Origin of the sequence: Glutamicibacter sp. PAEs-4 (genome assembly GCF_051161755.1) — a bacterium.
In the GTDB taxonomy this organism is placed as follows: Bacteria; Actinomycetota; Actinomycetes; order Actinomycetales; family Micrococcaceae; genus Glutamicibacter; species Glutamicibacter nicotianae.
Window position 1 is genome coordinate 2,785,931 of the sequence record NZ_CP195017.1, and the last position, 13,546, is coordinate 2,799,476.

10 protein-coding genes are annotated in these 13,546 nt (G+C 63.8%); 8 read left to right on the plus strand and 2 right to left on the minus strand.

Going from position 1 to position 13,546, the window contains the following annotated elements; translation table 11 throughout:
- Positions 1-9: 9 nt before the first annotated feature.
- Complete coding sequence (locus tag ACR9WD_RS13140; RefSeq protein ID WP_121867277.1) at positions 10-561, minus strand: acyl-CoA thioesterase; 552 nt, start codon at positions 559-561, stop codon at positions 10-12.
- A gap of 150 nt (positions 562-711) precedes the next feature.
- On the opposite strand from ACR9WD_RS13140, the gene ACR9WD_RS13145 reads away from it, so the two are divergent.
- The 5 genes from ACR9WD_RS13145 to ACR9WD_RS13165 all read left to right on the plus strand — a co-directional run bounded on the left by ACR9WD_RS13145 (position 712) and on the right by ACR9WD_RS13165 (position 5,528).
- Positions 712-2,082: a sensor histidine kinase gene (locus ACR9WD_RS13145; RefSeq protein WP_434922187.1), complete on the plus strand. Its 1,371-nt coding sequence runs from the start codon at positions 712-714 to the stop codon at positions 2,080-2,082.
- On the plus strand, positions 2,079-2,744 hold the full coding sequence (locus ACR9WD_RS13150; RefSeq protein ID WP_190263903.1) for a response regulator: 666 nt from the start codon (positions 2,079-2,081) through the stop codon (positions 2,742-2,744). The genes ACR9WD_RS13145 and ACR9WD_RS13150 overlap by 4 nt, the downstream gene beginning before the upstream one ends.
- A gap of 79 nt (positions 2,745-2,823) precedes the next feature.
- A complete protein-coding gene (locus ACR9WD_RS13155; RefSeq protein ID WP_434922188.1) occupies positions 2,824-3,705 on the plus strand; it encodes an ABC transporter ATP-binding protein in 882 nt (293 codons plus the stop codon).
- Positions 3,702-4,874, plus strand: a complete 1,173-nt coding sequence (locus ACR9WD_RS13160) for an ABC transporter permease (RefSeq protein ID WP_434922189.1) — start codon at positions 3,702-3,704, stop codon at positions 4,872-4,874. The genes ACR9WD_RS13155 and ACR9WD_RS13160 overlap by 4 nt, the downstream gene beginning before the upstream one ends.
- A 54-nt stretch (positions 4,875-4,928) precedes the next feature.
- On the plus strand, positions 4,929-5,528 hold the full coding sequence (locus ACR9WD_RS13165; RefSeq protein ID WP_121867284.1) for a hypothetical protein: 600 nt from the start codon (positions 4,929-4,931) through the stop codon (positions 5,526-5,528).
- A 74-nt stretch (positions 5,529-5,602) separates the two neighbouring features.
- On the opposite strand, the gene ACR9WD_RS13170 is transcribed toward ACR9WD_RS13165, so the two are convergent.
- Positions 5,603-9,121 (minus strand): bifunctional proline dehydrogenase/L-glutamate gamma-semialdehyde dehydrogenase, encoded by a 3,519-nt coding sequence (locus ACR9WD_RS13170; RefSeq protein ID WP_434922190.1) that lies wholly within the window; start codon positions 9,119-9,121, stop codon positions 5,603-5,605.
- A gap of 234 nt (positions 9,122-9,355) precedes the next feature.
- On the opposite strand from ACR9WD_RS13170, the gene ACR9WD_RS13175 reads away from it, so the two are divergent.
- The 3 genes from ACR9WD_RS13175 to ACR9WD_RS13185 all read left to right on the plus strand — a co-directional run bounded on the left by ACR9WD_RS13175 (position 9,356) and on the right by ACR9WD_RS13185 (position 13,535).
- Positions 9,356-10,318 carry a LysR family transcriptional regulator gene (locus ACR9WD_RS13175; RefSeq protein WP_190263906.1) on the plus strand — a complete coding sequence of 321 codons (963 nt, stop codon included), beginning with the start codon at positions 9,356-9,358 and terminating at the stop codon, positions 10,316-10,318.
- Between the two features lie 136 nt (positions 10,319-10,454).
- Positions 10,455-11,960: a sodium/proline symporter PutP gene (gene putP, locus ACR9WD_RS13180; RefSeq protein ID WP_121867286.1), complete on the plus strand. Its 1,506-nt coding sequence runs from the start codon at positions 10,455-10,457 to the stop codon at positions 11,958-11,960.
- Between the two features lie 171 nt (positions 11,961-12,131).
- Entirely contained in the window at positions 12,132-13,535 is a 1,404-nt protein-coding gene (locus ACR9WD_RS13185; RefSeq protein WP_434922191.1) for an NAD-dependent epimerase/dehydratase family protein, read from the plus strand.
- The last annotated feature ends 11 nt before the right edge of the window (positions 13,536-13,546 follow it).

Below are 13,546 nucleotides of genomic sequence, written 5' to 3' on the forward strand. Positions count from 1 at the left end.
ACAGCTGAATCAGCGGATCCAGTTATGCGGGGCCGGCTTGCGGGTGCTGGGCAGCGCACCGTCCTCTCGCCATTGGTGCAGCCATTGAGGCAGGACCAGGTCTTCTGGCATTTCCAAGCCGACAGCTGCCAGGATTTCCTCATTGGGCACCGCGCCCTTTTTCGAGGTCATGCGGGTGGCAATGTAGGCGCGGGCGTAGATCTCGCCCTTCACCACGATGCGCTGCTCGAAGTAGATGCACTTGTCGTCCATGCCGATCAGCCGGGTTTCCTGCGAGAACTTGGTTCCCAGGCGGACCGACTTGCGGAAGGTGACGGTCTCGGTCTGCACGACCGGAACCCACTTGTTCTTGGACATGATGTCCCAGACGCCTGAGCGGAACATCAGATCGAAACGCCCGAGGTCGAAGATGGAGAAGTACATGCCGTTGTTGATGTGGCCGGCAAAGTCGATATCGGTCAGCGTGGCGCGCATGTCCACTGAGCTGGTGTCGAACAAGGTCAGCTTGGAAGCCTTCTTGCTTTTCAGGTAGACCATGAGAATTCGGAAAATCATGTGCATACCATCACATTACTCGTTAGTAACCTTTATTCCTAGATCATGTCCTTCCCAGCTCAGCATCGAGACTAAGCCTCCAGGCTCATGTCCGGAACAGCGCAAAACGGTAAAGTCGGTTCCAATGCCTGGCCAACGCAACAAACAAGGAACATCATGCGCCGACTGCCCGAGCTAGTTCACCGTCGGCTCCCCACGCTGCCTCCGGTGGATTGGGAACGCCCCGCTCCCGATCGGAATGGACTGCGCCGAGATGTGATCGTTGCCGCGGGCTTCCTGCTGCTGGGGCTGGCCATGCACGAACTAATGCAGTCCCTGACCGAACGGGAGGACGCGCCAGATCGCCTGCTCTCCTACCTGGTGCTGGCGTCCTTGATCGTGCCGCTGATGTTCCGCCGGCGCTGGCCGATTTCGATGATGCTCATCGGCTCGGCTGCCTTCTTCGGCGCAGGTAACGAGAACACCTACCGGGTCGGCATGGAACTCTGCGCGCAGCTGGCCTATTTCATTGGCATCTACACGGCGGTTACCTGGTCGAAGAACCGCCGGGGCCTGTGGACGGCAATGAGCGTGGTGCTGTTGTTCATGGCCACCTGGCTGATCATTTCCTTTTTCTCCTCGGACCTGTTCAAGGCCACAGGCACCTCCATGGTCGAAGAACCGGCAGGCGTCCTGCCCACAACCACGGCCTTCGTCCTCTACAACCTGCTGATGAACCTGATGTTCTTCGGAGGTGCGATCTTCCTTGGCATGGTCAGCTGGACCAATGCCTATGCCAGCCAGATCGTCGAAATCCAGGCGCAGCGCATTGCCGAGCAGTCACAGCAGCTGGCAGACCGCGCGGTCAACCAGGAACGGCTGCGCATTGCCCGCGAATTGCACGATGTCATCGCCCACCACATCGCCTCGGTGGGCGTCCAGGCTTCGGCCGCCCGCATGGTGCATGACCGGGATCCCCAGCAGTCAATCGAGCTGATGCGCGGCATCGAATCCTCGGCGCGCAGCGCAGTCAGCGAAACACGGGCCCTGCTGGGCGTATTGCGCGAACATGACGACCCGGACGATGTGCCGGGCTCGGCCGAGGGCGCACGGAACCCCGAACCGTCCATGGCGCAGCTCGACGAGCTGATCGCCACGAATGAGCGGCAGGGACTGAGCATCCAGCTCTCGTGCGATGAGCACCAGCCCGGTTTCATTTCTTCCCTGCCAGCCGGCCTGTCGCTCGCGCTCTACCGCATCAGCGGCGAGGCCTTGGCCAACGTCCGCGCGCATTCCACTGCCCGCACCGCCACCCTGTCGCTGCGTTCGGGAACCGATGCGGAGGGCGCATGGGTAGAAGTCGAAGTCACCGACAACGGCCGCCCGCGTCTCGATTCAGCCGGAGGCGGCTACGGCCTGCGCGGCATCCGCGAACGCGCCAAGCTGCATCACGGGTTGGTGGAAATCGGCCCGCGCATTCCGCACGGCTGGCGTACCCGAGCCCGGTTGCGGGTGGTCTCCGACGCGGCAACTAGACTGTCATCATGAGCAAAATTACCGTGGTGATCTGCGACGATCAGTCCCTGATCCTGTCGTCGCTGAAATTGATCTTGCAAACCGACCCGCAGATCCAGGTCATCGGCACGGCAGAGAACGGCCAAGCGGGCCTGGACCTGGTCCGCGAGCTGAATCCCACGGTGGCGCTGATGGATATCCAGATGCCGCAGATGGACGGCATCGAAGCCACCAAGCTCATCGCCAGCACCACGCAGACCAAGGTCATCGTGCTGACCACCTTCAACCGCGACGACTACCTCTTTGACGCCATGGATGCCGGCGCCAGCGGTTTCCTGCTGAAGAATGCCGAACCTGAAATGCTGGTCACCGCTGTGCACCAGGTCGCCGCCGGCCATGGCCTGCTCTCCCCCGAAGTCACGCTGAAGCTCATCCAGCGTGGCACCAGGGCTGGCGCTGGCGCGGATTCGGCAGAGCCAACTGCCGAAGCGCAACGGCTTGAAACGCTCACCGAACGCGAACGCCAGGTCTTGTCCGAGCTGGCCCAGGGCAAGAACAACCAGGAAATCGCAGCGGTGCTCTCGCTGTCTGAAGCCACGGTGAAGACCCACCTGTCCAACCTGTTGGCAAAACTGCACCTGCGCGACCGGGTCCAGGGTGTCCTCTTCGCCCACCGCGCCGGACTCATCCAATAGTTTCATTCCCCAGAGGGAGCGCAAATGCGCCGTCTTTTCCTAAGCTGATGAGCAGGAACAATATCTGGCAGAGGAAAGCATGCTTGAGCTACATCATGTGTCGCGGTCATTCGCGCAGAATCCAGTCTTGAACGACATCAGCTTCACCGTACCGGGCGGGGCGCTGACCGGATTCGTCGGCGCCAATGGTGCCGGCAAGACCACCACCATGCGCATCATCATGGGATTGCTCAGCGCCGATTCGGGTTCCGTGACGCTCAACGGCCAGCCGCTGACCGGGGCTACGCGCCCCAACTTCGGCTACATGCCCGAAGAGCGCGGCCTGTATCCCAAGCAGCCCGTCATCGACCAGCTGGTCTACCTCGGACAGCTGCATGGCCTCTACCGCTCCGGTGCGCGCAAACGCGCCATGGAACTGCTGGCCCGCTTCGGACTCGATGACCGAGCCAAGTCGAAGCTCGAATCGCTGTCCCTGGGCAACCAGCAACGCGTGCAGGTCACCGCGGCACTGCTGCACGAACCCGATGTGCTCATCCTCGACGAACCCTTCAGCGGCCTCGACCCCATCGCCGTTGATGCGATGAGTTCGATCTTGCGCGACTATGCGGCGCGCGGCGTTCCGGTGCTCTTCTCGTCGCATCAGCTGGATCTGCTCGATGTGCTAGTGGATCATCTGGTGATCATCCAGGACGGCAGGATCCTGGCTGATTCCTCGGCTGATGAGCTCCGTGCAACCCAGGCTTCCCGCCACCGGCTCTCCCTGGGTTCCGACACCGGGTGGCTGCGCAGCGAACCTGGCGTCACCGTCATCGATATTTCGGGCCACGAGGCTTTGGTGAATTTCGATTCCGAATCAGATGCCCAACGCGTGCTGGCCACCGCCATGAGCCGCGGCCCGGTGGCAGAGTTCGCGGTCCACCGCCCTTCGCTGGCCGACATCTACCGGGAGATCATCAAGTGAACGCTTCCAAAGCCCCATGGCTCATCGTTGCCCTGCGCGAAGTCGAAACGAAGCTGCGCGACAAGGCCTTCATCATAAGCACCATCGTGACCTTGCTGTTCATCGTCGGCTCGGTGGCCATTACCGGCGTCCTGGGCAATCGCACCTCGCATTTCACCGTGGCAGCCACCGACGATACGAGTTACCAGGTGCTGGAGCAGGTGATCAAGGATCGCCCCGACGATGTGGAATTGAGCATTTCACGGCTTACTCCAGAGAATGCCAAGCAGCAGCTCTCCGCCGAGCAGCTGAGCGCCATCTTGTCCGCTTCGGATGACGCACAGGAATTCACGTTGACCGGTTTCAACGAGGTTGACCAGGAACTCAGCTCCCTGGTCCGCGAGGCGATGAAATCGGTGATGACCGATCAACTACTCGCCGAGGCCGGACTGGAATCATCCAGCCTGCCCGATAATGACGACTTGGTCACCGACCAGCTTCACGGCGACTCCGAACGGGCGGCGATGGCCAGTGTCATGGGACTGGTCTTCTCCTTCCTCTTCTACATGGCGGCGTTCCTCTTCGGCATGCCCATAGCCAATTCGGTGATTGAGGAAAAGCAGAACCGCGTGGTCGAGATCCTGGCCAGCACCATCCGCCTGCGCCAGCTGCTGGCAGGAAAAATCATCGGCAATGTCATTCTGGCGATGCTCCAGCTGCTGGCCTTCCTCAGCATCGGCTTGCTGGCCGCCTACATTTCCCCGATCCAGATCCCGTTCCTCGGAATCGTCACCCAGGTGGCCGGATGGTTCGTGGTGTTCTTCTTCGGCGGCTTCCTGCTCCTGGCCGGGATCTGGGCGGCCCTGGGGTCCTTGGCTACCCGCACCGAGGATCTGCAACAGTCCAGCGGGCCGGTGGTAGGGCTGTTGATGGCGGTGCTGTTCATCGGGTTGTATGCCAAGGGCAGCTTCCTGGTGGTCGCTTCCTACATTCCCATCGTCTCCTCGGCGGCGATGCCCATCCGCCTGCTCTCCGGCGAAGTAGCGATCTGGGAACCGGTGCTTTCCCTGGCCATCCTGCTTGCCGCCTGCTGGCTCGTCTTGCTGTTCGCGGAGCGGATCTACCGCCGGGCGGTAATGCACACCGGTGGCGCGCTGACCTTGCGCAAGGCACTGAAGCTCGAGGTCTGAGCCGGTGAAGCGGGACCAAGACGTTGCACAGCCAGCGTCACTAGACTTGAACAAGTGAGCGAAGAAAAACCACTGTTGCATCTGCCGGCCCGCCTGATCATTGTCTGGCTGGTGCTGATCGTTGGCATTACCGGATCCACGCTGCTGTCCACCGCCGACTATGTCACCGGTGGCAGCCTGTTCTCGCTGATTGCCCTCTGGGTGATCAGGCTCGTGGCGATCGGCAGCTTCTGGCTGCTCGAAGCACGCAAGGACACGAAGATCTTCGCGATGCTGCTGGTCCTGCTGTCGCTGGTCCTGGACATCCTGCTGAAGCTGCCAGTGCTGGACACCGTGGAGTACGGCGACTGGTTCCTGGTCTCCGCGCTGGATCTGACCGGCATGTACACCGGCTACTTCACCGTGTGGGGCATCGTGCTCCCGGTGCTGTCGCTGGCCGGCTGGTTCATCCTGCGTCCGCGCAAGCTCGCCGGCTGGATCGTCGGCCTGCTCTCCGCGGTGGGCCTGGGCTTCGTTGCCCTGTCGGTTGCAGGTTCAGCCAGCGGATCCGTCTTCGCCTTCACCCTGGCGACCTTGGCGCGCTACCTTGTTCCTGCGCTGCTCGCCGCCGCGGCCGATTTCCTGGCCGCCAAGCTCAAGGAACGCAAGAAGTAGATAGTTCTCAAGAAAAAGGCTGTGGCCAGCATCCATTCACCTGGATGCTGGCCACAGCCATATGTGCTTACTCGCTAGATCAACTCATCGCTGAGGTGATTAGGGGTGCCGAAGCGGTGCGCGGTAATGGATACCGCCTGCTCATGCAGGAACGGAAGCATTTCCACACGCCCGGCAGCGGTTACCGGAGAAGCATAGACGGCCACGTCCGGCTTGCCGTTGGTCGCCTCGGCAACCGCCTTCACCGAGCCGCCGATCAGGCGGATGCGGGCAGCGGAATCCGGGCCGGTCTTCGCAGCCAGCTTCGCCGCGCGGGCGGCGAAGGCCGCGGCATCCTCGCGCACCACGGTGACCGAGTTCTCGGCCAGCAGGTTGCGCACGCCTAGCGGCAGCGGCACATCAGCGGAGAAGAGCACGCGGGACCCTGCAGTGACGCCGGCGGCGATGACGCGCAGCGCCTCGGCCAGGCCGTGGCCGCTGGTGGCTTCCTCGAAGCGCACGGTGACATCGACCGGACGGTAGCGCAGGATGTTGCGTTCTGCGAGCAGGCCCGAGCGGTCCTTGGCCTGGTTGAACTCGTTGTTCCACCACAGCTTGTCGCTGGCCAGCGCGGAGCGCAGCCACTGCGCCTGATCGGCTTCCAGTTCGGCGGTGTTCAGCAGGCGTTCATCGAAGGCCGAGAGCGCCGCACCCTGCTTGGCCGGGGCATCGGTCCAGGAACCCATGCCGACCAGGTAGTTCGGGCCGCCGGCCTTGGTGCCTGCGCCGATGGCCGACTTCTTCCAGCCGCCAAATGGCTGGCGCTGCACGATGGCGCCGGTGATGCCGCGGTTGGCGTAGATGTTGCCCGCCTGGATGTTCTCCAGCCAGTAGCCCATCTCCGCCGAATCCAGCGAGTGCAGGCCCGAGGTCAGTCCGTAGTCCACCTCGTTGACAATCTCTACCGCTTCTTCCAGCGTATCGGCGGTCATCACGCCGAGGATCGGACCGAAGTATTCGGTCTTGTGGTATTCGCTGCCGCGGGCCACGCCGTAGCGCACGCCCGGCGAGTAGAGCTTGCCCGAATCATCGAGCTGCTTCGGCTCGATGGCCCAGCGCTCCCCGGCGCCCAGGGTAGTCAAACCGCGCTTGAGCTTCTCGCCCGGCTCGCCGATCAGCGGGCCCATCTGCGATTCCGGGTTCCACGGGTAGCCGACCTTCAGCGACTTCACCCCGTCGATCAGCTGGTTGTTGAAACGGCGGGATTCTGCCACAGAGCCCACCAGCACCACCAGCGAGGCGGCCGAGCACTTCTGTCCGGCGTGGCCGAAGGCCGAGGCCACGACATCGCGGGCGGCCAGGTCCAGGTCCGCGTTCGGGGTGACGATGATGGCGTTCTTACCGGAGGTTTCGGCCAGCAGCGGCAGGTCCTTGCGGAAGGAGCGGAACAGCTCGGCGGTCTCGTAGCCGCCGGTGAGGATCAGGCGGTCAACGCGCTCATCGGCAACCAGCTGCTGGCCCAGCGAGCGGTCGCCCACGAAGACCAGCTGCAGCACGTCCTTGGGCACCCCGGCATCCCACAGGCACTGCACCATGACGGCGCCCACACGGGCGGCCTGGGTGGCAGGCTTGATGATCACCGCGGACCCGGCAGCCAGCGCCGAGAGCGTGGAGCCGGCAGGGATCGCCATCGGGAAGTTCCATGGCGGGGTCACCACGGTCAGCTTCGAGGGGACGAACTTCGCGCCGTCCACGGCATCCAGTTCGCGGCCCAGTTCGGCATAGTAGTGCGCGAAGTCGATGGCTTCGGAGACTTCCACATCGCCCTGGTCGATGGTCTTGCCGCATTCGGAGCCCAGCACCTCCAGCAAGGTGGCGCGGCGCTCCTCGAAGAGCAGGCCGGCGCGGTGCAGGATCTGCGCACGCTCGGCCGAGCCCAGCTGCTGCCAGCCGGCGGCGGCAGCCACGCCCATGGCGATGGCTTCGTCGAGCTCGCCGGCACTGTTCAGCGTATTGCCTTTCACCAGGTCCTTGCCCAGCGGCGAGTCCTGCATCTTGGACAGGATCTCGCGTCCCCAGGCACGGTTCTGCGCCAGATCCGGGTCGGTATCAGGGGTGTTGAAGAACCTGGTGGTGCCGTCGGCGAAACCTGCCACGCGGGCGCCCAGCTCGGGGTCCTGGACCTGGCGGTTCTGCACCCGGTGCGGGGCGGGAACCACATTGGTCATGGTTTCCAGCGACGCGAGGAAGCGGTTCTTCTCGCGTTCGAACAATTCCTCGTTCTTGGCCAGCTCGAAGACTGCCGACATGAAGTTTTCCTGGCTGGCGCCTTCTTCGAGGCGGCGGATCAGGTAGGCGATGGCCACGTCGAATTCCTGCGGGTGCACCACCGGGGTGTAGAGCAGCAGCGAGCCGACTTCCTTGCGCACCGCTTCGGCCTGGCCGGTGGCCATGCCCAGCAGCATTTCGAACTCGATGCCGTCGGTGACGTTGCGCGACTTGGCCAGCAGCCAGGCCAGGGCGACATCGAAGAGGTTGTGCCCGGCAATGCCGATGCGGATGTTCTCCACATGTTCCGGGCGCAGGGCGTATTCCAGCACCGACTTGTAGCTGGTGTCGGAGTCCTGCTTGGTGTGCCAGGTGGCCAGCGGCCAGCCGTGGATGTCTGCTTCCATGGTTTCCATAGGCAGGTTGGCGCCCTTGACCACGCGGACCTTGATTGGCGCGCCGCCGTCGGCCACGCGGGCCGCGGAGAATTCCTGCAGCTGGATCATCGCGCCCAGGGCATCGGGCAGGTAGGCCTGCAGCACGATGCCGGCTGGCAGCTCCTTGAACTCCGGCTTGGACAGGATCTTGGTGAAGACCGCCATGGTCAGCTCCAGGTCCTTGTACTCTTCCATGTCCAGGTTGATGAACTTCTTCTTCGGGCTGCTGGCAGCCAGCTGGTACAGCGGCTGCAGCTTTTGAACGATGTGCTCCACTGCTTCGTCGAAGGCCCAGTGGTTGTGCGGGGCGACGGTGGAGGAAACCTTGATCGATACGTAGTCCACGTCATCGCGTTCAAGCAGCTTGGTGGTGCCATCCAGCCGGCGGGCGGCTTCGCCTTCGCCGAGGATGGCCTCGCCGAGCAGGTTGACGTTCAGGTGCACGCCCTCGCGCTTGATCTTGGAGATCGCGCCGCCGAGCTTGGCATCCGAAGCGTCGATGATCAGGTGGCCCACCATTTCGCGCAGGACCCTGCGGGCGATGGGGACAACTACCTGAGGCATAGCCGGGGCCAGGGCGCCGCCGACGGCGACGGCCTTGCGCATGTACCAGGGCAGGAAGCCTGGAACCATGGGGGCCAGCTGCTTGAGGTTGGCCGCCGCGACCTTCAGGTCTTCGGGGCGGATCACGCCGTCGACGAAGCCCACGGTGAAGTCCAGGCCCTTGGGATCCTTGAGCACGCCGGCCAGGCGGGCGGCGGCGGCATCCACCGGGTAGTCGGAGGCTTCGGTGAGCCAGCGGCGCACCAGCTTGATGACGTCGTCAGCAAGTTCGGCCGGCGAGGTGAGCGGGTTGCCGTCGGCATCCAGTGCGGCTGGCACTGCCTGCTGGGTATGGGTGAAAGACACTGGTGGTCCCTTCGATGCAATTCGTACTTGTGGTTCGGCACCGAACGCTGATGTCGTTATGGCTTTTCTTGGCGTTTCGCCGTGGCCGGCGGAGCGCAAGGAAAAGCTGTGTGCAAGATCGAGTATGAACCCTTATTGTCTTAAGCAAAAGTGAACAAAGCCGAAGATGATCGTTCGGTTTTGCCAAAGTATCTGGGCTCCGTGAGTCCGCATTAACTGAATGGCGGTAAAACCGTGCTTGAACTGAGAAGATTGCGCCTGCTTCGCGAGCTGCATATCCGCGGAACCATTGCCGAGGTGGCCGATGCGCTGAGCTACTCGCCCTCCTCGGTGTCGCAGCAGCTGAGCCAGCTGGAAGCGGAAACCGGGGTGGAGCTCCTGCGGCGCACCGGGCGCACGCTCAAGCTCACCCCGCAGGCGCAGATCCTGGTGGCCCACACCGAGGAACTGCTCGACTCCATGGAGCGCGCCGAAGCGGATTTGTCCGCGGCCATGTCCACCGTTTCAGGAACCGTCCGACTAGCGGTTTTCCAGACCGCAATGCTGCGCCTCATGCCGCCGGCGCTGCGCGAACTGCGCACCAAGCACCCCAACCTGCGAGTGGAAATGAGCCAGCAGGAACCAGCCGATGCACTGAATGAAACCAGCAGCCGCAACTTCGACCTGGTGGTCGCCGAGCAGTACTCGGGGCACTCGGCGCCGCACTACGGCAACCTCGATCGGCGTGTTCTGACTCACGATCCGATCCGCCTGGCCTTGCCAGCGCGAGGCGGAGCCGGGAACGCCGAATTCGACCGGGTGCACCACCTGGAGCACGCCAATTCCCTGCCCTGGGTGGTCGAGCCCGACGGGGCCGCCAGCCGGCACTGGGCCCTGCAGGCTTGCCGGCTTGCAGGGTTCGAGCCGGACCTGCGCTACGAAACCGCTGATTTGCAGGCTCACGTGCAGCTTGTCGCCTCGGGAAATGCCGTGGCGATGCTCCCGGATCTGGTGCTGCGCGACCAGCGCCACGCGCTGCGCACTGTGGATCTTCCCGGCGCTCCCGAGCGCACGATCTTCACCGCCATGAGGCATTCTTCCGTCCAGTCTCCGGCCATCCGCGCGGTACGCAAATCGCTGCATGCCCAGCCCGGAATGAGTGATGCAAGCAACTCGGCGATTTTGGCTACACCCGCAGACTTCGATACGGTCGACTAGATAACAGATAGATCACAGACCGAATGGCACCCGGCGACAAACCCGGGAAATAGTGCCATAGTGGTGACTCGCACCACAGAAATCCGCGCCTTTGGCGGCTGGGAATAGCCGCGGGCACAAACGGTAATGAGGAAAAATGTCCGACCAGACTTTCCAGATGATTGCGATCGCAATTTACATGGCCGCGATGCTTGGCATCGGCTACATTGCATATCGCCGCACCAACAACATTGACGACTACATGCTGGCCGACCGCGGCCTGAAGCCCTGGGTTGCCGCCCTGTCCGCCGGCGCCTCCGACATGTCAGGCTGGCTGCTCATGGGCCTGCCCGGCGCCATCTACCTCGGCGGCCTGCACGAGTCGTGGATCGGCATCGGCCTGCTCATCGGCGCCTGGCTGAACTGGAAGTTCGTCGCCCCGCGCCTGCGCTCCTACACCGCAATCGCGCAGAACGCCATCACCATCCCGAGCTTCTTCGAAAAGCGCCTGAAGGACAAGGCGCACCTGCTGCGCATCGGCTCCTCGCTGATCATCCTGGTGTTCTTCACCTTCTATGTCTCCTCGGGCATGGTGGCCGCAGGCAAGTTCTTCCAGGCATCCTTCGGCTGGCAATACCTTACCGGCATGCTAGTCGTTGCGGGGATCACCCTGCTCTACACGCTGTTCGGTGGTTTCCTCGGCGCCTCGCTGACCGACATGGTCCAGGGCGTGCTGATGTTCGCGGCGCTGATTGCCGTGCCGATTGTGGCGGTGATCCGCATTGGCGATATCGAGACCCTGGGTTCGCGCATCACCGCGGTGAACCCGGAAGCCTTCAACCTGTTCTCCTCCTTCAATGACAACGGTGCGATCCTTGCCACCGTGGCCATCTTCTCCACCGCCGCCTGGGGCCTGGGCTATTTCGGCCAGCCGCACATCATCGTGCGCTTCATGGCGCTGCGCACCCCCGCCGAGGCCAAGACCGCACGACGCATCGGCATCGGCTGGATGTTCCTGACCACCCTGGGCGCCGTGGCCACCGCGTTCATCGGCGTCGCCTACTTCGCCAAGGAGCCGCTGGATGAGGCCAGCAGCGAGACCGTCTTCCTGCTGCTCAGCCAGATCTTCTTCCACCCGCTGATCGCCGGCCTGGTGCTCGCCGCGGTGCTGGCCGCGATCATGTCCACCATGTCCTCGCAGCTGATCGTCTGCTCCTCAGCACTGGTGGAGGACCTGTACAACATCACCGGCCGCAAGGCCTCGCCGAAGGCCCTGGTCAACCTGGGTCGCGGCGGCGTGCTGCTGATCGCGATCATCGCCGCGCTGCTGGCGCTGAACCCGAACTCCTCGATCCTGGAGCTGGTCTCCTTCGCCTGGGCAGGCTTCGGCGGCGCCTTCGGCCCGATCGTGCTGCTGGCCCTGTACTGGCGCAAGCTGACCGCCGTGGGCGGTTTCGCCGGCATGGTCACCGGTGCCGTCGTGGTCTTCGTCTGGGGCAACGTGGACGTGCTGGCCTCGGCCATGTACGAAATCGTCCCGGGCTTCCTCGCCGCCCTCGTGGTCGCATGGCTGGTCTCCAAGGCCACCTACCGCCCGAACGCGGAGATCGAAGCCGAGTTCACCGAAATGGAACAGGAAGTCGGCGCGAAGGTCACCGCCTAGCCGTCGCTCCCGTGCAAAGCTCCCTTGGCCACCTGGGCCAGGGGAGCTTTCCCATTGCAGGACCCGGTGTAACAGTTCGGCCAGGCTTTCAGCTCCTGCCCGCTGAAGCGCACCGGGCACAGTAGCCTAGAGCTATGCCCGAGCAACCGAGCTGGAAGGAACGATTCCAAGATGAGCACCACGAGCAAGTTCACGCACTGGCAGCGCACCGAGTCGCAATTCCTGGCCGCTGACCCGCAAGCCGTCTACTCGATCGTGGGCAACCTGTCGCAGACCGGGCAGTGGATGAAGAGCTTCGACGGCTTCATCGTGCACGATGACCAGCGCGGGGTGGGCACCAAGGTCGACCTGCTGCCGCCGGGCAAGCTCTTCGGCCCATTGCACCGCAGCACCGCCCCGTTGGGTTCCATCACCCGGCGCAACCAGGACACCCTGATGGTGGAGTTCACCCAGCCGCAGCCCGCCGGCGAGATGGTCTTGCGCTGGCAGGTCGAGCCGCATGACCACGGCTGCGTGCTGCGCTTCACCGTTGAGCTCAACGGCCCGGGCACCACCGCCTTCAAATTCACCGTGGCCAACGCGTTGTGCAAGGACTTCGCCATCGCCGCGGCCCGCCTCTACCGGATCATCGCCCCGAGCGCGCACCGCAAGCGCGATGCCCAGGTGGTCATCTCCGGCGGACGCGGATTCCTCGGCCGCAACCTGGTCGCGGACCTGGTCTGCCGCGGCATGTCAGTTTCGGTGCTGACTCGCAACCCGGAGGATGATTTCCCTGCCGAGCAGTACAGCTGGGACGGAGTCCACCAAGGTGCCTGGGCCAATGTGCTGGCCAGCAAGCATCCGGTGCACCTGGTCAACCTGGCCGGCGAGCGCGTCGACAAGCGCAACACCCCGGAAAACCTGGCGGCGCTCACCGGTTCGCGCGTGGCCTCCACCCAGACCTTGGCCGAAGCCGCTGCGGCGGCACCGAAGCTTGCCACCTGGATCCAGGCCAGCACCACCGCGATCTTCGGCGATGCCGGCGAAGAGGAGCTGACCGAATCCAGCCCGGTTCCCACCGACCAGCGCGCCCTGCCGGAAATGACCGGGGTCGCCTCCGCCTGGGAACAGGCCTTCACCGGGGCCGAGGTCAATGCCGAGCAGCGCTACCTGCTGCGCACCTCGCTGGTGATGCACCCCGACGCTCCGCTGCTCGGCCCGCTGAACCTGCTGGTGAATACCGGCCTGGGCGGTCCGATGGGCGATGGCAAGCAGTGGTTCAGCTGGATCGGGCTGGAAGACTGGTTGCGCCTGATCCGCTGCCTGCTCGGCTTCGAGGAGCCGGCCATCCCTGCCGGCCTGGTGCATGCAGCCTGCCCGAAACCGCTGCGCAATGCCGAGGTCATGGCAGCCTTGCGCTCCATCGCCGGGTTGCCTGGCCTGCCCACCGGTTCGGTGCTTCCGAAGGTCGGCGCCGCGGTCATGGGCTCCAACGCCCGGGTCGCGTTGACCGGACGCAAGGTCACCAGCGAAGTCCTGCAGCAGGCAGGATTCGAGTTCCAGCAGCTGGATTTCGCGGCCACGGTATCCAGCTAGCGTCCGTGCCC